15 protein-coding genes are annotated in these 18,051 nt (G+C 73.0%); 7 read left to right on the top strand and 8 right to left on the bottom strand.

All coding sequences use genetic code 11. The features are described 5' to 3' along the window. Nucleotides 1–26: 26 nt before the first annotated feature. The 3 genes from ASF47_RS16585 to ASF47_RS16595 form a co-directional block, all read right to left on the bottom strand. On the bottom strand, nt 27–872 hold the full coding sequence (locus tag ASF47_RS16585; RefSeq protein WP_056865300.1) for an Fpg/Nei family DNA glycosylase: 846 nt from the start codon (nt 870–872) through the stop codon (nt 27–29). A gap of 142 nt (nt 873–1,014) precedes the next feature. Then, nucleotides 1,015–2,613, bottom strand: coding sequence for an aldehyde dehydrogenase family protein (locus ASF47_RS16590; protein WP_082500430.1), 1,599 nt, complete (start codon nt 2,611–2,613; stop codon nt 1,015–1,017). Next, the gene (locus tag ASF47_RS16595) at nt 2,610–4,229 is read right to left on the bottom strand and encodes a GMC family oxidoreductase (RefSeq protein WP_056865070.1); all 1,620 of its coding nucleotides are present in this window, start codon (nt 4,227–4,229) and stop codon (nt 2,610–2,612) included. Before ASF47_RS16595 ends, ASF47_RS16590 begins: the two co-directional genes overlap by 4 nt. Before the next feature lie 354 nt (nt 4,230–4,583). Between ASF47_RS16595 and ASF47_RS16600 the strand changes: the two genes are divergently transcribed. Continuing rightward, nucleotides 4,584–4,862: an HU family DNA-binding protein gene (locus tag ASF47_RS16600; RefSeq protein ID WP_056865071.1), complete on the top strand. Its 279-nt coding sequence runs from the start codon at nt 4,584–4,586 to the stop codon at nt 4,860–4,862. Nucleotides 4,863–4,963: 101 nt separating this feature from the next. On the opposite strand, the gene ASF47_RS16605 is transcribed toward ASF47_RS16600, so the two are convergent. Beyond that, nucleotides 4,964–5,440, bottom strand: coding sequence for a hypothetical protein (locus ASF47_RS16605; RefSeq protein ID WP_056865072.1), 477 nt, complete (start codon nt 5,438–5,440; stop codon nt 4,964–4,966). 56 nt (nt 5,441–5,496) lie between these two features. Between ASF47_RS16605 and ASF47_RS16610 the strand changes: the two genes are divergently transcribed. Continuing rightward, nucleotides 5,497–6,585, top strand: a complete 1,089-nt coding sequence (locus ASF47_RS16610; RefSeq protein WP_056865073.1) for a WXG100 family type VII secretion target — start codon at nt 5,497–5,499, stop codon at nt 6,583–6,585. After that, nucleotides 6,582–7,010, top strand: coding sequence for a hypothetical protein (locus ASF47_RS16615; protein ID WP_056865074.1), 429 nt, complete (start codon nt 6,582–6,584; stop codon nt 7,008–7,010). The genes ASF47_RS16610 and ASF47_RS16615 overlap by 4 nt, the downstream gene beginning before the upstream one ends. A gap of 81 nt (nt 7,011–7,091) precedes the next feature. Here the strand turns inward: ASF47_RS16615 and ASF47_RS16620 are convergent, their stop codons facing one another. Further along, the gene (locus ASF47_RS16620) at nt 7,092–9,935 is read right to left on the bottom strand and encodes an alpha-amylase family glycosyl hydrolase (protein ID WP_056865075.1); all 2,844 of its coding nucleotides are present in this window, start codon (nt 9,933–9,935) and stop codon (nt 7,092–7,094) included. A 120-nt stretch (nt 9,936–10,055) separates the two neighbouring features. Here ASF47_RS16620 and ASF47_RS16625 point away from each other — a divergent pair, with 120 nt between their 5' ends. Next, a complete protein-coding gene (locus ASF47_RS16625) occupies nt 10,056–10,796 on the top strand; it encodes an ABC transporter permease (RefSeq protein WP_056865076.1) in 741 nt (246 codons plus the stop codon). Between the two features lie 57 nt (nt 10,797–10,853). On the opposite strand, the gene ASF47_RS16630 is transcribed toward ASF47_RS16625, so the two are convergent. Together ASF47_RS16630 and dnaB are read right to left on the bottom strand one after the other, a co-directional pair. Then, the gene (locus tag ASF47_RS16630) at nt 10,854–12,101 is read right to left on the bottom strand and encodes a hypothetical protein (RefSeq protein WP_156697962.1); all 1,248 of its coding nucleotides are present in this window, start codon (nt 12,099–12,101) and stop codon (nt 10,854–10,856) included. Between the two features lie 266 nt (nt 12,102–12,367). Further along, on the bottom strand, nt 12,368–13,801 hold the full coding sequence (dnaB, locus tag ASF47_RS16635; protein ID WP_056865078.1) for a replicative DNA helicase: 1,434 nt from the start codon (nt 13,799–13,801) through the stop codon (nt 12,368–12,370). A gap of 487 nt (nt 13,802–14,288) precedes the next feature. Here dnaB and ASF47_RS16640 point away from each other — a divergent pair, with 487 nt between their 5' ends. From ASF47_RS16640 to ASF47_RS16650, 3 genes are read left to right on the top strand one after another with little or no spacing between them, the layout of a single operon-like run. Beyond that, the gene (locus tag ASF47_RS16640) at nt 14,289–15,614 is read left to right on the top strand and encodes an MATE family efflux transporter (protein ID WP_235557708.1); all 1,326 of its coding nucleotides are present in this window, start codon (nt 14,289–14,291) and stop codon (nt 15,612–15,614) included. Between the two features lie 43 nt (nt 15,615–15,657). Continuing rightward, on the top strand, nt 15,658–16,212 hold the full coding sequence (locus tag ASF47_RS16645) for a hypothetical protein (RefSeq protein WP_056865080.1): 555 nt from the start codon (nt 15,658–15,660) through the stop codon (nt 16,210–16,212). Nucleotides 16,213–16,272: 60 nt separating this feature from the next. After that, nucleotides 16,273–17,475, top strand: coding sequence for a hypothetical protein (locus ASF47_RS16650; protein WP_056865081.1), 1,203 nt, complete (start codon nt 16,273–16,275; stop codon nt 17,473–17,475). 128 nt (nt 17,476–17,603) lie between these two features. Here ASF47_RS16650 and rplI read toward each other — a convergent pair whose 3' ends face one another. Further along, on the bottom strand, nt 17,604–18,050 hold the full coding sequence (gene rplI, locus ASF47_RS16655) for a 50S ribosomal protein L9 (protein WP_056865082.1): 447 nt from the start codon (nt 18,048–18,050) through the stop codon (nt 17,604–17,606). Nucleotide 18,051: the final 1 nt, after the last annotated feature.

Consider the following 18,051-nt stretch of genomic DNA (forward strand, 5'->3'; position numbering starts at 1 on the left):
TGGATCCCCCGCGCCTCACGGGCCGCTCACGGGTCGGGCTGGCAGGTGGGGCACCAGAAGACCCGCCGTGCGCCGAGCTCGGCCGCCTCGACGGGGGTGTCGCAGATCCGGCACGGCAGCCCCGTGCGGCCGTAGACGTACGTCGCGTCGACGCGACGCGGGCGCCCCGCCGGCCGCTCGCGGTGGTCGGGCTCGGTGGTGACGATGCGCCCGGCCCTGACCCCGGCCTCCATGAGCACCTTGAGGTCCTCCCACAGGTGGCTCCACGTGGTGGCGTCGAGGTCGCGCCCGGGCAGGAAGGGGCTCACGCGGCTGCGCAGCAGCACCTCGGCGCGGTAGACGTTGCCGATGCCGGCCACGACCGACTGGTCCATCAGCAGGGTGCCGATGGGGGCGCGGCTGCGCCCGATCCGGCGGGTGGCGGGCGCGGGGTCGCAGGCGGGGTCGAGCGGGTCGGGCCCGAGACGGTCGAGGATCGCCTGCCGCTCCCCCGGGGTCAGCAGCTCGCAGGCCGTCGGGCCCCGCAGGTCGAACCAGTGGGAGTCGGTCACCAGGCGCAGCCGCAGCGCACCCCGTGGCGCCTCGGGCTCACCGCGGCCGTCGGCCCACTTGCCGTAGAGGCCGAGGTGCACGTGCAGCCACCGGTCGTCGGGTCCGGCGGGCGCGTCGCGGTCCTGCGGCCAGGCCGCGGGGTCGACGTAGCGGTGGAAGAGGTGCTTGCCGCGGGCGTGGGTCTGGGCGAGCACCCGCCCGTCGAGCAGGGCCGCGCCCTCGGCGAAGCGGCCCTGCGGGCTGCTGGCCACGACACGGCGGCCGACGAGCAGGCGGTCGTGGCGCCGGGCCAGACGGTGGATGGAGTGGCCCTCGGGCATGCCCACCAGTGGAGCAGGCCGCTCCAAGCCGCCGTGCCGTGGTCGGGGTCCCGCCGACGCAGCGGCGGGACCCCGACCGGACCCGGCCGGACCCGGCAGGACCGGACCGGGCCGGAGCGGGCTGGGGCGGACCGGAGCGGGCTCAGTCCTTGCGGGTGCGCAGCGGCTTGCGCGGCTTCTTCGGCAGCTGGCTGGCGCGCCCGTGCAGCGCGGTGAGCAGGGTGGCGAAGGTGGTGTCCTGCTCGGGGGTGCGGTCGAAGGTCGTCAGGTTGAGCACCGGCTTGAAGCGCTGGCGGGTGACGGCCTTGGCGTAGGTGAACTCCTTGAGGCCGTCGGGGCCGTGGATGCGCCCGAAGCCGGAGTCGCCGACCCCGCCGAAGGGCAGCCCCGGCACGGCGGCGAAGGAGATGACGGAGTTGACCGCGGTCATGCCGGTGCGCAGCCGGCGGGCGATCTCGGGCCCGCGCTTGGCGGAGAAGACCGTCGAGCCCAGGCCGTACTTGCCGGCGTTGGTCAGCGCGACCGCCTCGTCCATGTCGCGCACCTTGCGCACGGTCACGGTGGGCCCGAAGGTCTCCTCGGTGACGGCGAGGGAGTCCTCGGGCACGTCGACGAGCACGGTGGGCTGCACGAAGCGCTCCCCGACCGTGTCCTCCCCGCCCACGACCGCGCGCCCGCCGCGCTGCAGGGCGTCGCTGACGTGGCTGCGCACGACGTCGACCTGGCTGGCCATCGTCATCGGGCCCAGCTTGGCGGCGGGGTCGTTGCCGGCGTGCACGGCGCGGGCGCGGTCGCTGAGCTCGGCGAGGAAGCGGTCGTAGACCTGCTCGTGCACGTAGACCCGCTCGACGCCGATGCAGGTCTGCCCGGCGTTGGAGAAGGCACCCCAGGCCGCGGCGTCGGCGGCGGCCGTGACGTCGGCGTCGGCGTCGACCAGCAGGGCGTCCTTGCCGCCGGCCTCGATCACCACCGGCGTGAGCCGCTCGGCGCAGGCGGCCATCACCCGCTTGCCGGTGGCCGTCGACCCGGTGAAGGCGAGCTTGTCGATGTCGGCGCGGCACAGCGCGGCGCCGGTCTCGCCGAAGCCGGTCACGACCTGGAGCAGCGCGCGGTCGCCGACGACCTCGCGCAGGCTGTCGGCCAGCCAGCGCCCGACGCCGGGGGTGAGCTCGCTGGGCTTGAACACCACGGCGTTGCCGGCGGCCAGGGCGTAAGCGATCGAGCCCATGGGCGTGAAGACGGGGTAGTTCCACGGGCCGATGACGCCGACCACGCCGAGCGGGAGGTACTCCACCGACGCCGTCTGGTTCGACAGCAGCAGGCCGGGCGAGACCCGCTTGCGGCCCAGCACCTTCTCGGCGTGCGCTCCGACCCAGGCCAGGTGGTCGATGGCCAGCCCGATCTCGAGGGCCGCGTCGGCGTGGGGCTTGCCGGTCTCGGCGTGCACGACGGCGGCGAGCTGGCCGAGGCGCCGGGTCATCACCCCGCGCCACTGGGCGAGCACCTCCTTGCGCCCGTCGAAGCCGAGCGCGGCCCACCAGCCCGCGCTCTGCCGGGCGCGGGCCACCGCGGCGTCGACCGCGGCGGCGTCGTCGACCGGGTGGGTGCCCACGACGTCGCCGGTGGCGGGGTCGAGGGAGTCGAAGGTCGGTCCGTCGGCGGGCCCGCCCTGGCCCTCCGGCAGGCCGAGGCCCTCGGCGTGGGGGTCGGCGTGGGCGTCGAGACCGGTGTCGAGGCTCATCGGTGGTCCTTCCCGGCGGCGGTGCGGCCTCGCAGGAGGTCCGCGGCGCGCTCGCCGATCATGATCGAGGGGGCGTTGGTGTTGCCGCGGGTGACCATCGGCATGACGCTGGCGTCGGCGACGCGCAGACCCTCGACGCCGCGCACGCGCAGCTCGGGGTCGACCACGGCGCGCTCGTCGGAGCCCATCGCGCAGGTGCCGACGGGGTGGTAGAGGGTCTGGGTCTGGGCGCGCACGTGCTCCACGATCTGCGCGTCGGTGGGGTCGGCGCCCCAGCCCTGCATCGTGGGCAGGCCGGGCCCGACGACGTGGGCCGCCAGCGGCCCGGTCGCGGCGACCTCCAGCATCCGGCGCACCCCCGCGGTCATGGCGTCGAGGTCGGCCTGGTCGTCGTAGTAGCCCGGGTCGATGTCGGGGTGCCAGCGCGGGTCGGTCGAGCGCAGCCGCACCGAGCCGCGGCTGGCCACGTGCACCAGGGTCGGGGCGAGGGTGACGTTGCGGGTGGTGGGCTCGTGCAGGCCGTTGTCGTAGAAGCCGGTCGGCGCGACGTGCACCTGCAGGTCGGGTGCGGCGAGGTCGTCGCGGGTGCGCCAGAAGCCGCCGCCCTCGCCGATGTTGGAGACCAGCGGCCCGGTGCCGGTGGCCTTGGCCCGGGCGAACTGCACCAGCGTGTTGTGGTCCATCAGGTCGGTGGTGTCGCGGGTGCGGAAGACCAGCGGCACGGCCGGGTGGTCGTGGAGGTTCTGGCCCACGCCCGGCAGGTCGACGAGCACGTCGACGCCGACCTCGCGCAGGTGGGCCCCCGGCCCGATACCCGAGAGCATCAGCAGCTGCGGGGAGTTCACCGCGCCGCCGGCGAGCACCACCTCGGCCTCGACGTACGCCGTGCGCACGGTCGGGCCCTGCTGGTAGCTGACCCCGACCGCCCGGCCGCCCTCGACCAGCACCTTCTCCACGAAGGCCCCGGTGCGCACCGTCAGGTTGGGCCGGTCGGCGGCGGGCTCGAGGTAGGCCTTGGCCACCGACCAGCGCCGTCCCTTGCGCTGGGTGACCTGGTAGAGCCCCGCCCCCTCCTGCTCGGCGCCGTTGAAGTCGTCGGTGGGCTTGAAGCCCGACGCGACCGCGGCGTCGACGAAGGCGTGGGTCAGCGGGTGGGTGTAGCGGCGGTCCTCGACGTGCAGCGGGCCGTCCTGGCCGTGGTGGGGCCCACCGAGGCGGGTGTTGCCCTCGGAGCGCACGAAGTAGGGCAGCACGTCGGCGTGCCCCCAGCCGGTGGCGCCGTGGGCGTCGCGCCAGGTGTCGAAGTCGGCGTGGTTGCCGCGGATGTAGATCATGGCGTTCATCGACGAGCAGCCGCCGAGCGCCTTCATGCGCGGCCAGTAGGCACGCCTGCTCTCGAGCTGCTTCTGCTCGGTGGTGGTGTAGTTCCAGTCCCACCGGGTCTTGAAGAGGTTGGCGAAGGCCGCGGGGATGGTGATCTCGTCGGCGTCGGCCGCTCCCCCCGCCTCGAGCAGCAGCACCGAGACCGACGGGTCCTCGGTCAGCCTGGCGGCCACCACCGCTCCGCCGCTGCCGGCTCCCACGACCACGTAGTCGAAGCTCTCGCGCTCGGCCACGGCACCTCCTCGCCCGGGCGGCCCCTGCCGGGCCGCGATCCCCCGAACCTACGGCGTGGTGGTGGGCGTCACAACGCGCTGTCCACGGCGTCCGCGGCGCGCGGACGTCCGCCGCCGACGCCGAGGCGCCCGCGGAGGGTCAAATCCGCGCCAGATCGGGCTCTTCCGGCCCGACGGCGGGCCCGCGACCGGTGCGTCGACTTGGCAGGAGCCCCCTCGGCGCGGTGGGATCGAGGCTGCGCCGTACGACGACGGCACCGGTCGCAGGCCCCACAACCCTGTGGACGAGCCCCGTCGTCGTCGCGTCATCCGATACTCGACCGGGGTGCTCCGCACCCGAGAGGTGGTTCCACCATGAACAAGACCGAGCTCCGCGACGCCGTCGCGTCCGCCGCCGACATCACCGGCGCCCAGGCCGACAAGGCCGTCAACGCCGTCATCGACTCCATCACCTCGGCCCTCGCCGCCGGTGACAAGGTCACCATCCCCGGCTTCGGCACCTTCGAGACCCGTGAGCGCTCGGCTCGCCAGGGCCGCAACCCGCAGACCGGCGAGACCATGGAGATCGCGGCCAGCACCGCTCCCGCGTTCAAGGCCGGCGCCCAGCTCAAGAAGGCCGTCGCCAAGAGCTGACCCGACCCCGGCCGACCGGCCGGACGTCGTACGACGAGGCCGCCCCCGGGACTCCCGGTGGGCGGCCTCGTCGCGTCCGGGCCGGGCCTGGCCGGCCCGGCTCAGCGGCCGAACCAGCGGTCGGCCTCGACCGGGTCGGTCGGCTCCTGCAGCTCGGGCTCGAGGGTGGCGCCCGCGCGGGCCGCACGCTCGCGCAGCTGGCGGATGAAGCCCATCCGGCCCGGGTTCACGATGTCGTCGCCCTCGGAGATCATCCACAGCTGGATCGCCTTGCCGTGGCGCGGCTGCACCCAGGCGGCGGCGAAGGTCGAGAGACCGACCTGGGTGATCTCGCGCAGGTCGAGGCGGCGGCGCGAGAAGCGGCCCTGCGCCACGAGGTGGTCCTCGTGCACGGTCACCTTGCGCCACAGGTTCGACACCATGGCGAAGCCGAGCACGACGAGCACCAGCCCGACGGGGTTGAGGCGCACCGCCACCAGGAAGAGACCGATGAGCAGCATCGGCACACCCGGCAGCACGGCCACCATCCGCTGCGTGGAGTGGGGTCGGCCGACGAGGTCGTTTGAGGTGGTCGCCACGAGGAGACCCTACGGGTGGCCGTCCGCCCGTCCGGTCACCCAGCCCAGGAGCAGCCATGTCCTTCCAGGTCGTCCCCGCCGACATCGACGCGTTCGCCGACTTCCTCACCAACTACGGGGGTGGTGCCACCATGAGCGGCGCCTGCCAGGAGGCGCAGTCCTACGTCGCCTCCTACTCCGGGGTGCCGCACGACGAGGGCGACCTCTTCGCCGACATCTACCTCGCCAACCGCGGCGTCGTCGAGCGCCTCGACGCCTCCTACCAGCAGCTCAGCTTCGTCTTCGGCGGGTGCGGCATCTCGCTGCGACAGGCGGCCGGCATCTACCGCCAGACCGACGACGCGCAGTCGGCGCGGATGGACGGGGTCCTCCCCGGCACGGCCGCCCCGCCGATGCCGGAGTCGACGGGCAGGCGGCCCGACGCCGGCGACACCACCTCGGCCTTGTCGGCCACGCCGTCGAAGGACGCGCCCATCCCCGACATGGTGCACTGGATCATGGACAAGGCCGGGTGGTTCTCCATCGCCGGCATGGCCATGAAGATCGCCAGCGTGCTGGGGCTCGACCCCGTCAAGGAGCTCACCCAGTCCGTCCTCGGCGACTACGACGAGCTGGCCCAGGCCGGCCACGCGGCCGAGGCGCTGGCCGACTTCGACCGCGCCCTCGCCGCCGCGCTCGAGCAGGGCCTGGTCACCGTGCGCTCGACCTGGAGCGGTCACGCCGCCGACGCGGCCCAGGCCTACTTCATGGAGCTGTCGGGCGCGATCACCGACCACGCCACCGAGCTCGACGAGCTCGGCGCCAAGTACGCCGAGCTCGTGCAGTGCTGCGCCCAGATCGCCGAGGTCGTCGGCGGGGCGCTGGCCACCGCCATCGACCAGGTCCTGATCTGCGTGGCCGAGCTGGCCGCCGCGGGGTGCCTGGCCAGCGTGCCCGGGATCAACGTCATCATCGCCGCGATCGGCGCCTACCAGGTCTTCGTGACCCGCGAGGCCATCGCGCTGTTCCTCAAGTACACCGGCAACATCGCCACGGTGGTGGAGAGCTTCGTGGGGCTGGTGCTCTACGTCGACCAGGCCTTCAAGGACACCGACACCACCGACCGGTTCCCGGCGATCCCCTTCACCAACGGCGTCCCCGGATGAGCGCCACCGGAGGCCCCACGGAGCCCGACTACTCCGGCATCGACGCGATGACCCGCGGCGACCAGCGCCAGGCCCGCCAGCTGCGGGCCACGCTCGCCGTGATCGCGCGACGCACCGAGGACCCCGACCTGCGCCGGCTGTGCGTGAGCGTGCTCGGCGGCGAGCAGAGCGTGCGTCGCGTCTTCGAGCACCCGACCTTCTGGGCCATGGCCAGCCGCAACTACGAGAACCTCGAGGAAGGCATCGCCCGTCTCTCCCCCGAGGAGCGCGAGCAGGTGACCGAGCGCCTGCACGACCCCGGCGGGGACATCACCGACGACGCGGTGGTCCAGACCCTCCAGGAGGAGGGGCGGATGCCGCCCGAGGACCCGCCGCCCGGCGGCGCTCCCGGCCGCGACGACCGGGGGCCGAGCCGCTGGGGGTGACCCCGGCGGTGACCGGGCCGGTGACCGGGCCGGTGACCGGGCCGGGCCGCGAGTCGTCGCGGCCCGGCTCGCACCGGGCGCTCAGCCCGCGGGCTCGACCGACGGCACGTGGCTGACCTGGTCCCAGGTGAAGAGGTAGTCACCGCCGCCGTCGGGCACGTCCAGGGCGAGGTTGTCGCCGCCGGCCGCGCCGCCGGCGCCGTAGTTCTCCTCCCAGCTGCCGTCGACCGCGATCTTCCAGCTGTAGGAGCCCGCCGGCAGCGCGAACCTCGCGTGCCAGCGCCCGTCGGTGGGGTCGAAGGCCAGCCGGCTCTGCTCGCAGGCGGGGTCCCAGTCGCCCGGGCACCCGATCTCGCTCTGCAGGTCGCCGGCCACGACCACGCTGTCGCGCTGGGCCACGGGCTCGGCGGTGCGCACCGTGACGACGTCGCTGCGCACGGCGGGCGACCCGGGCTCGAGCAGCGTGGCGCGGTAGCGGACCCGCGAGCCGACGGGCAGCCCGGTCACGTCGTCGCGCCAGGTGTAGACGGGCGAGGAGGAGTCGACCCCCAGGCGGGTCCAGTCGCCGGCGCCCACGCGTCGCTCGAAGCGCACCCGCTGGTCGGCTCGCTCGGGGTCGACGCCCGCGGTCACCGTCACGGGGTCGATGCTGCTCACCGTGCCGGCCTCGTCGGCCCCGGCGTCGAGGGTGAGCGCCGGAGCGGCGACCCGGGCCGCGCGCACCTGGCTCGACCGGGTGTGCCCGGCGTTGTCGAGGACCACGGCGCGGTAGTCCACGCGCGCCCCGGTGGGCAGCGCGCTGGTGTCGTGGAAGACGCGGTAGGGCGCGGAGTCGTCGGTGCCGATCGAGCGCCACGCCCCGCCGGCTCGTCGGGCCAGGAAGGTGACCTCGGCGAAGGAGGTGGTGTCGACGTCGGCGCGCACCTGCATCCGGCCGCGGGCGGCGGCCGCGGGCGCGGGGCGGTCGAGCTCGATCCGGGGCGCGCGGGTCGAGGCCGGCAGCGCGCGGGTGGCGCGGTAGACCACGGTGGACAGCGGGCCCACCTCGACGGGCAGGCTGCGGTCGCGGCCGGTCACGAGGTCGGCCGGCCCGTCGCCGTGCACCAGCCGGAAGCCGGCGCGAGCGGCGTACGTCGGGACCGCTGCGGTGCGTGCCTCGGTGGAGTTGTTGACGGCCACGACGTACTCGACCTGCTCGCGGGCGTCGGTGCGGGAGAAGGCCACGACGCCCGGCCCGTCGTCGGCGTGGCGCACCTGGAGGGCGCCGTCGCGCAGGGCGGGGTGCTCCTCGGTGAGCGCGTCGAGACCGGCGATGGCCTGGTAGAGCGGGTGGTCGGTGACGAAGTTGTCGTCGGCGCCGGTGCGGTCGGTGCCGAGCTGGGTGTCGTCGGCGTACTCCGGCACCTGGCTGGCGAACATGGTCTGGCGCGCCAGCTGGTCGCCGCCCTCGCCGGCGAAGCCCTGCTCGTCGCCGTAGTAGACGACCGGGTTGCCGCGGGAGAGGTACATCAGCTCGTGGGCCAGGACGTCGCGGCGCAGCAGCTCCGCGTCGTCGGCGCCCGGGTTGTCGGCGCGCAGGAAGTGCGCGAAGCGGCCCATGTCGTGGTTGCCGAGGAAGGTGGGCAGCTGGTAGGCGTTCGAGTCGGCGTCGGTGTACCAGTCGTCGGCGGTGAAGAAGCGGGCCACGGCCGCGGCCGAGCCCCCGCGCGAGGCGAACCCGCGGGCGGCGTCCTGGAAGGGGAAGTCGAGCACCGACTGCATCCGGTCGGTCGTGGTGTAGCGGGAGGTGAAGGCCTTGGCCGCGGTGCCGCTGCCGTCGAGGGCGACCTCGCCGAACATGAAGAAGTCGTCCTTGCCCTGCGCACGGGCGTAGTCGACCATCCCGGGGCCGAACTCCTGCCAGAACTCGTCGTTGACGTGCTTCATGGTGTCGATGCGGAAGCCGTCGATGCCGAAGTCGCCGACCCACGTGCGGTAGATGTCGAGCATGCCCTCGACCACCTCGGGCCGCTCGGTGAAGAGGTCGTCGAGGCCGAAGAAGTCGCCGTACTGGCTGTCCTCGCCGGTGAAGGTGGTGTTGCCGCGGTTGTGGTACATCCGCGGGTCGTTGAGCCACGCCGGGACCTTGAGGTCCTCCTCGCCCTCCTCCAGCACCGGGGTGTAGGGGAAGGACGTGGCGGCGTCGAGCTCGGGGAAGGCGCGGCCGGCGACGTCGCGGTCGTCGAAGGCCCGGCCGCCGGCGGTGCGGTAGGGCTCGACGTCCTTGGGCACGTAGGCGGTGCGCGCACCCTCCTCGTAGCCGATGACGTCGGCGGTGTGGTTGGTGATGATGTCGAAGAAGACCTTCATGCCCCGCTCGTGGGCCGCGTCGACGAGCGCCGCGAGGTCCTCGTTGGTGCCGAGGTGGGGGTCGACCTGGGTGAAGTCGGTGATCCAGTAGCCGTGGTAGCCGGCCGAGGGGCCGTCCTCCAGCTGCACCGGCTTGTTCTTGAAGACCGGCGTCAGCCAGATCGCGTCGGTGCCGAGGCCCTGCACGTAGTCGAGCTGCTCGCGCAGGCCGACCAGGTCGCCGCCGTTGAAGAAGCCCTTGCCGGTGGGGTCGAAGCCGGTGACCTCGCGCTCCCCCTCGAGGCCGCCGCGGTCGTTGGAGGGATCGCCGTTGGCGAACCGGTCGCCCATGACGAAGTAGAGGCTCTGGTCGGTCAGGTCGCCGCGCAGCGAGTGCCGGGCCCGCGCCGCCGGCCGCGGGTCGGCGGCCGGGGCACCGGGCGACCCCGTCGTGGTGGTGCCGGTCGCGGTGGCTGCGGACGCCGGGTCGGCGGCGGCCGGCGAGCTCGCCAGCGGCGCGGCGGCCAGCGGGGCGAGGACCGCGGCGACGGCGAGGCCGAGGAGGGCGGGACGGGCAGGACGGGTGGTGCGTGGCATGGGAGCTCCCGAGATCGATCCGGTGACGTGCGTCACAGCAGGCGACACCGTAGTGGGGGTCGCCGACACCCGTCACCTCCGGGACCCCCGCGCGTCCCCCGCCTCGGGGAGACTGGGCGCGTGACGGCCTGGCAGGACCACCTCGGGTTCGGCCTGGGTCTCGGCGCGCTCGTGGCGGCGACGGTGCTGCTGGCCCGGGCGGCGGGGCTGTCCCTGGGGCTGGCCCCGCTCACCGCGCTGCTGCGGGCCGTGGTCCAGCTGGGCGTCGTGGCGCTGCTGCTGCGCGGCATCCTCTCCGCGCCCTGGACGGTCGTGGCCTTCCTCGCGCTCATGCTGGCCACGGCGTCGTGGACGGCCCGCGGCCGCCTGCGCGGGCTGTGGGGCGGGCGCCGCGCGGCCGTGCTCGGCGTCGTCTGCGGCGCCGTGGTCGCCCTGGGCGCGGTGCTCGCGCTGCGGCTGGTCGAGCCGGAGGTGCGCTACGTCGTGGCGGTGGCCGGCATCGTCATCGGCAACGCGATGAGCGCCGCGACCCTCACCGGGCGCACCTTCCTGCGCAGTGCCACCCAGCGGTCCGGGGAGGTCGAGGCCTGGCTCTCGCTGGGCGCCACCCCGACCCGGGCGCACCGCGACATCGGCCGCGAGGCCACGCGCGAGATGCTCCTGCCCACGCTCGACCAGACCCGCTCGACGGGGCTGGTGACCCTGCCCGGCGCCTTCGTCGGCGCGCTCTTCGGCGGCGCGAGCCCGGCCGAGGCCGCGCAGTTCCAGCTCGTGGTGCTCGCGGCCATCGCGCTGGCGATGACCGTCACCGGCGTCGTGGTCGCCCGGCTGGTCGGTCGTTCGCCGTACGTCGCGGCGTGAGGCGCCGTTATCCGGACCGGCCGCTCGGCTCCTGCGTCTTGTCCGACACTTCCTCGGTCAGCGCAGCGGCCCCGATTCGCTGTACTCCACCGCACGTGGATCCATGCGAGTCGTGAGGATGTGCTGATAAGAGCAATCGACTTCGAAGCGCTCGTCGTCGTCCTCGGCCGGTCTGAAGACTTCTACGCCGACGTACCACCGCCATTCGGCGGGATCCATGTCCGCAGACTGCGATGCAACCGGACAGTCGAGGCACATCGGATCGAAGGACTCGTGAGCGTCGCAGCCCTGCAGGTCGGGCTCGCTGACGGAACCCTCAGTCCACAGACTCGCCCTTGGTGGCCAACTGACCTCGCACGACTCACCCTCCTCGAGATCGGCCGAGAAGGCGACGCGCACGACTTCCTGGTCCGATTCCGACCATCCCAAGATCGGCACGTAGGCGTAGTCCCCGGGAACTCCGCCCTCCATCCACTCCCCGGCGCCCCGCGTCCACACGGCTAGACCGCGATCAGACCAAGTCTCAACGATCTGCGGTCCGTCGTAGCCGGGAGGAAGCGGGCTCAAGGGCTCGTGATCGCAAGCGGTCGGGTCCACGGCGTCGGGCAACAGCGACTCGACGTGATACCCGGTGGACCCGGCCGGCAACTCGGCGATCACTGCGTCGAGACGGAACGCGAGAGAGTGTGAGTACGTGCGCCGTTTCCCCAGATCACGAAGCACAGCCTGGATCGGACGCCGCTGCCGAACCTGGTTCTCGTACGCTGCGAACTCTGCGAGCGCCAAACCCGCCTTTACGTAGTCCAACACGTGGGCCGGCGAGACTGGAGCACTTATCAGCGCCACCCGGAGGTGCCTCTCGTCGTTGAGAAGCAGCAAGTCTAGGAGGTCTCGTTGGCGCGGATGCCACCCTCCGTTCTCCAGCAGCACGGCAACCGTGACGTCTTCCCGAGACGCCCATCTCTGCGCAGATCTTGCGGTGAAGCCCGACTCCCGCCATTCCCGAGCAACCATCGCACGCTCAACTGGTCCCACGTGCGGCAGACAGTCGAACCAGGCGGGTACGTCCGCCAGTGAAAACCCGGCGACAACCCATCCCGCGGCCAATTGCGCGCACTCCTCCGCAGAGAGCGCCTTGGACTCCAAGCCACTCAGCTGGTCGAACCAATCCGCGGCTTCCTCGATTGAAAAACCCAAGTGCCGCCACGCTGCCTGTGCTTTGCCCCCATCGGCGAGGCATGACCACTCCACGCGGTCCCGCTGCTCCTCTACCCAGCCACTGCTAGCGATCACCTCGTTGACCACGATCCCCACTCCGACCAATCCCTCGTGCCGATCCGATTGCTGCGACGCCCCCACATGGAGCGCTCAGACTGCCTTGCATCAATCCCAGCGTCAGGCGAACAGATGTGTTCGCCGAGATCGGGCAACCGCGATCTAGGGCTGACTCGTCGGCGAGCATGTTTCCGCAGTAGCGGGTTGGCACTGCCCGATCCCGTCGCAGCCACAGGCTGCCGGTCTCCAGTGGCCCATCTGGTCTCCCGGGCTTCACCCAGTGCGCGCAATTCTCGTCAGTGGGCCATGTCGACGAAGCGGCTGTAGTGGCCCTGGAAGGCCACGGTGATGTCGCGGGTCGCGCCGTTGCGGTGCTTGGCCACGATGAGGTCTGCCTCGCCGGGGCGGGTCGACTCCTTCTCGTAGACGTCGTCGCGGTGGAGCAGGATGACCATGTCGGCGTCCTGCTCGATCGAGCCCGACTCGCGCAGGTCGCTCATCATCGGGCGCTTGTCGCCGCGCTGCTCCGGGCCACGGTTGAGCTGGGAGAGCGCGATGATCGGCAGCTCGAGCTCCTTGGCCAGCAGCTTGATCTGGCGGGAGAACTCCGAGACCTCCAGCTGGCGCGACTCGACCTTCTTGCCCGAGCTCATCAGCTGCAGGTAGTCGATGACGATGAGCTTGAGGTCGTGGCGCTGCTTGAGCCGGCGCGCCTTGGCCCGGATCTCCATCATCGTCATGTTGGGCGAGTCGTCGATGAACATCGGCGCCGAGGAGACCTCGCCCATCTTGCGGGCCAGCTTGGTCCAGTCGTCGTCGTTCATGTTGCCGTTGCGGATGTGGTTGAGCGGCACCTTCGCCTCGGCCGAGAGCAGGCGCATCGTGATTTCCGAGCGCGTCATCTCGAGGCTGAAGAAGACGCTGGAGAGGTTGTTGTGGATCGAGGCGGAGCGGCAGAAGTCGAGGGCGAGGGTCGACTTCCCCATGGCGGGTCGGGCCGCCACGATGATCATCTGGCCCGAGTGGAGACCGTTGGTCAGGTCGTCGAGGTCGGCGAAGCCGGTGGGCACGCCGTAGAGCCCGTTCTCCCGGTTGCCGATGGCCTCGATCTCGTCGAGGACGCCGTCCATGATGTCGGAGAGCGGCGCGTAGTCCTCGGTGCTGCGCTTGTCGGCGATCTTGTAGACCTCGGCCTGGGCCTGGTCGACGATGTCGTCGACGTCGCCCTCGCCGGCGTAGCCGATCTGGACGATCTTGGTGCCGGCGTCGACGAGGCGACGCAGGACCGCCTTCTCGTGGACGATCTGGGCGTACCACCCCGCGTTGGCCGCGATCGGCACGTTGGCCGAGAGCGTGTGGAGGTAGGGCGCCCCGCCGATCTTCTGCAGCTCGCCACGGCGCTGGAGCTCGTTGGCCACGGTGATCATGTCGACCGGCTCGGAGCGCCCGTAGAGATCGATGATCGCGTCGTGGATCGTCTCGTGGCTGGGGCGGTAGTAGTCGACGCCGCGCAGCACCTCGGAGACCTCGGCGATGGCGTCCTTGGAGATCAGCATCGAGCCGAGCACCGACTGCTCGGCGGCCATGTCCTGCGGGGGCGTGCGCGCGCCGGGGGTGGTCGGTCGCTCGCCCGGCGCGTAGGAGACCGGGCCGTCGCCCCAGTCCTCGAAGGGCGGCTCGTCGAGGGGAGCGGAGCCCCCGGAGTGACCGGCCTGCTCGGTGACGCTCATGCTGTGGCTCCTCCTCGTCCCGACCCCGGACCGTGCGTCGGCGACCCCGTCACCGGGTCGCGCCGGGGGTGCCCGGCCGCTGCCGACGGTAGGGACGTCCACCGACAGTCGTCGGACCGTACGTGGTCGGAGGGGGTCGGCGACACCACCTTGTCCACAGGCCCTGGGGATAACTCGGGGTGACCCGTGGACGACACGCGTGGCGTTGTGCACCGCCTGGGGACAACCCTGTGGACAACAAACGGACTTTCCCCGACCGCACCGCGCTGACCTGCGCAAACAGTGCTGAGGCCATGTGGAACCAAAGTATTTTCACGCCGTGGGCGTTCACACCCCGGCTACCGGGCGGATGCCTGGGTGTTTGTCGACAAAGCACCGGGCCCGTGCGATATGCACAGGCAGGCCCGAGTTATCCACTGGTCGCCACGGACTACGGCGGTCAGGACCGGAACGGCCGAGAGCCCCTTACGTGACTACACTGCGACCCGTGCGGCGGGCCGAGGACAGGGAGATCCTGCGCCTGGCCGTGCCGGCGTTCCTGGCCCTCGTGGCCGAGCCGCTCTTCCTGCTCACCGACGCCGCCATCGTGGGCCACCTCGGCACCCCGGAGCTGGCCGGTCTCGGCATCGCCGCCGTGGTCCTCCAGACGGCCGTCGGCCTGTGCGTCTTCCTCGCCTACGGCACCACGGCGGCCGTCGCGCGCCACCTCGGCGCCGGCGACACACGGCGGGCGATGGCGCAAGGCGTCGACGGGGTGTGGCTGGCCGTGGTCATCGGCGCCGTGGTGACCGTCGGCGGCGTCCTGGGCACCACGCCGCTGGTGGCCGCCTTCGGCACCGGACCCGAGGTCGCGGCGCAGGCCGAGACCTACCTGCGCCTGGCCTTCCTCGGCACCACTCCCCTGCTGGTCATGCTGGCCACGACCGGCATCCTGCGCGGCCTCCAGGACACCCGCACCCCCCTGGTCGTCGCCGTCGCCGGCAACCTGCTCAACGTCGTGCTCAACGTGCTGCTCGTCTACGGCCTCGACCTCGGCATCGCCGGCTCCGCGATCGGCTCGGTGCTGGCCCAGGTCGCCTCCGCCGCGGCGCTGCTCGCCGTCGTCGTGCGCGCCGCGCGACGCGAGGGCGCCCCCCTGCGGCCCGACCTCCCCGGCATCCGAGCCGCCGGCCGCGCCGGCGTGCCGCTGGTGGTGCGCACCCTCACCCTGCGGGCGGCGCTGCTCGTGACCACCTACGCCGTGACGCTCGGCGTCGTGGGCGGCGCCCAGGACGTCGACCTCGCCACCCATCAGCTGGCCATGACCCTGTGGACCTTCCTGGCCTTCGTGCTCGACGCCATCGCCATCGCCGCCCAGGCCCTCACCGGTCGCGCCCTCGGGGCCGGCGACCTGGCGGGCACCCGCGCGACCACCCGCCGCATGCTGCAGTGGGGCGTGGGCGCCGGGGTCGTGACCGGCCTGGGACTGGCCGCGGTCAGCCCCGTGCTCGGGCGGCTCTTCACCGACGACCCCGCCGTCGCCGAGCGACTGGTGCCGGTGCTGCTCGTCGCCGCCCTCGGACAACCGGTCGCCGGGGTGGTCTTCGTGCTCGACGGCGTGCTCATCGGTGCCGGCGACGGCGTCTACCTCGCCTGGGGCGGCGTGGCGACGCTGCTGGTCTACGCCCCGGTGGCGCTGCTGGCCGCACCGACGGGCGGGCTCGTGCTGCTCTGGGTGGGGTTCAGCGCGGTGTTCATGGGGGCGCGTCTGGTGGTGCTCGTCGCGCGCGCCCGCGGCGACGCGTGGATGGTCACCGGGCCGGCTCGCGCCTGACCGCCCCTCCGGCGGCGCAGGGGCGCGGCCTACCATCACGGCCATGAAGCCGCTCCAGTCCGTCGCGATGGGGCTGCTGATCATCCTGCTCGTCGCTCCCGTGCGCGGCCACGACCTGCTCGCCGACCCCGTCGGGTGGGTCCTCGTGCTGCTCGGCGTGCGCGACCTGCCGGTCGCGCGTCGCCTCCCGCTGCTGGCGCTGGGGTCCGTGGCGGGCGCGGTGTCGGTGGCGGTGTGGTTCCCCGAGGTCGCGACCCGCCTGGCCGAGGGCGACCCGGCGCTGCTGTGGAGCGCCAACCTGCCCCAGCTCGCGCTCGTGCTGCTGCTGTGCCACGAGCTGGCCGAGCGGGCGCGCGCCGCGGGCGACACCCGCGCGTCGGCCTGGCTGCGCACCCTGCGGCTGCTCGCCGTCGTCGTCGCCGTCCTGCCCCCGCTGGTCTTCGGCGCCGGCGTCGCCGCGCTCGAGGTGCCGGCGTACGTCACCGCGCAGCTGCTGCTGCTCGTGCTGGTCTGGCTCGGCTTCCGGTACGCCGCGCGCCCCTGGGCCACCCGCGAGCAGTTGTCTGGAGCAGCTGGGATTCCCGGCGCGGCTTCGTAGCCTGGGCGGGCCCCGGGGCGTTGTCCAGCCACCACCGGTCCCGCTGCCCCAGGAGTCGTCATGCCCACCTCGCCCCGCGTCCGCCACGTCCGCCGCGCCGGACGCCGCGTCGGACTCCTGGCCACCGGCGGTCTCGTCGCCGGGCTGCTCCCCCTGGTCGGCCCCGCCGGGGTCGCACAGGCCGCCGAGGCCTGCACCACCGAGGTGGCACCCCGCAGCGTGCTGGGCCTGCCCACCGGCCCGCCGTGCGACGACATCGCCCCGCCGGAGACCACGATCACCGCGCTCACCCCGCCGCCCAACGCGGCCGGCTACCTGCGCACCGACGACCTGACCTTCACCTTCTCGGGGCGCCACACCGACGGCGACACCGACCCGATCTCCTTCGAGTGCCAGCTCGACGACGACGGCGCGTCGACCAACGACCGCTGGGAGGCCTGCCAGAGCCCCCGGACCTACCAGGACCTCGACGACAGCTCCGCGGCCCCCTACACCTTCCGGGTGCGCGCGATCGACACCGCCGACGACGCCATCGACGCCACCGCGTCACCCGGTCTGCTGGTCGCGGGCGCCGAGACCGACCTGCCCGACCTCGACGAGTCGGCCGCGGTGAGCGTGGTGCGCGTCGACACCGTCGCACCCAACACCTTCGTACTCAGCTCCCCGCCCCAGCTCGAGGGCTACCGATTGCCGATCGCCGACTCGCTGAGCCCGCAGGTGCGACTGGCCGCCGACGAGGGCGGCTCGACCTTCGCCTGCGACGTCGACGGCGCCGCCGTGCCGTGCGCGGAGGGTGTCACGACCCTGCGCGGCCTCGGGCCGGGAGACAAGACGCTCACGGTGCGTGCCACCGACAAGGCCGGCAACACCGACCCCACCGTCAAGGACAGCACCGCGGTCTTCGCGGTGCCGGCCGACCTCACCGCGGGCGACGGCGGCCGCTGGCGCTCGCTGCGCTCCGCCGACGCGCTGGGCGGCAGCTTCCTGGAGACCCGGGAGAGGGGCGCGACCCTGCGCTACTACGGGCGCAACGTGCGCGAGCTGGTGCTCATCGGCCCCAGCGGTCCCGGTGCGGGCAGCGTCGAGGTCAAGATCGGCCGGGCCCGGAAGTGGCAGCCGGTGGACCTCGCCACCCCGACCGTGGACCGCCAGCACCTCTACACCGTGCGCGACCAGAACAGCCCGCTGCGCACCGGCACCATCCGCATCCGCGTCACCAGCGACGGTCGGCCCGTGCGGCTCGACGGCATCCTGGCCCACTGACAGCGGGCCACTGACACCCACCCAGCGACACCGAGGGCCCCGGGAACGCCGGACGGGGCCGCCCCTCCCGGAGGAGGGACGGCCCCGTCGGCGTGAGGGCCGCCGAGCGGCCCGGGGTCGTGCTGGGATCAGCCCTTGACGACGTTGAGGGCCACCGTGGCGGACACCTCGTCGTGCAGCTTGACCGACACCTGGTGGGCGCCGAGCGAGCGGATCGGGTTGGTCACCGCGATGGTGCGCTTGTCGACGGCCTCGCCGGTCGCGTCGGTGACCGCCGTGGCGATCTCGGTGACGCTGACCGAGCCGAACATGCGGCCACCCTCGCCGGCGCGCACCTTGACGGTGACGGGCGAGGCCTCGAGCTTGGCCTTGATCTCGGCGGCGTGGTCGTGGTCGCGGACCGCGCGCGAGGCGCGGGCGGCCTTGATCGACTCGACGGTCTTCTCGGCACCGCGGGTCCAGCGGATGCCGAGGCCGCGCGGGACGAGGTAGTTGCGGCCGTAGCCGTCCTTCACCTCGACGATGTCGCCGGGGGCACCGAGACCGGTGACTTCCTGGGTCAGGATGAGCTTCATC

It is taken from the genome of Nocardioides sp. Leaf285 (assembly GCF_001422955.1).
Taxonomy (GTDB): Bacteria; Actinomycetota; Actinomycetes; order Propionibacteriales; family Nocardioidaceae; genus Nocardioides; species Nocardioides kribbensis.

Excerpts from the sequence above, each read along its gene's own strand:
- ASF47_RS16585 (WP_056865300.1), bottom strand. The coding sequence starts at position 872 with ATGCCCGAGGGCCACTCCATCCACCGTCTGGCCCGGCGCCACGACCGC.
- ASF47_RS16590 (WP_082500430.1), bottom strand. The coding sequence starts at position 2,613 with ATGAGCCTCGACACCGGTCTCGACGCCCACGCCGACCCCCACGCCGAG.
- ASF47_RS16600 (WP_056865071.1), top strand. The coding sequence starts at position 4,584 with ATGAACAAGACCGAGCTCCGCGACGCCGTCGCGTCCGCCGCCGACATC.
- ASF47_RS16610 (WP_056865073.1), top strand. The coding sequence starts at position 5,497 with ATGTCCTTCCAGGTCGTCCCCGCCGACATCGACGCGTTCGCCGACTTC.
- ASF47_RS16615 (WP_056865074.1), top strand. The coding sequence starts at position 6,582 with ATGAGCGCCACCGGAGGCCCCACGGAGCCCGACTACTCCGGCATCGAC.
- ASF47_RS16620 (WP_056865075.1), bottom strand. The coding sequence starts at position 9,935 with ATGCCACGCACCACCCGTCCTGCCCGTCCCGCCCTCCTCGGCCTCGCC.
- dnaB (WP_056865078.1), bottom strand. The coding sequence starts at position 13,801 with ATGAGCGTCACCGAGCAGGCCGGTCACTCCGGGGGCTCCGCTCCCCTC.
- ASF47_RS16645 (WP_056865080.1), top strand. The coding sequence starts at position 15,658 with ATGAAGCCGCTCCAGTCCGTCGCGATGGGGCTGCTGATCATCCTGCTC.
- ASF47_RS16650 (WP_056865081.1), top strand. The coding sequence starts at position 16,273 with ATGCCCACCTCGCCCCGCGTCCGCCACGTCCGCCGCGCCGGACGCCGC.
- rplI (WP_056865082.1), bottom strand. The coding sequence starts at position 18,050 with ATGAAGCTCATCCTGACCCAGGAAGTCACCGGTCTCGGTGCCCCCGGC.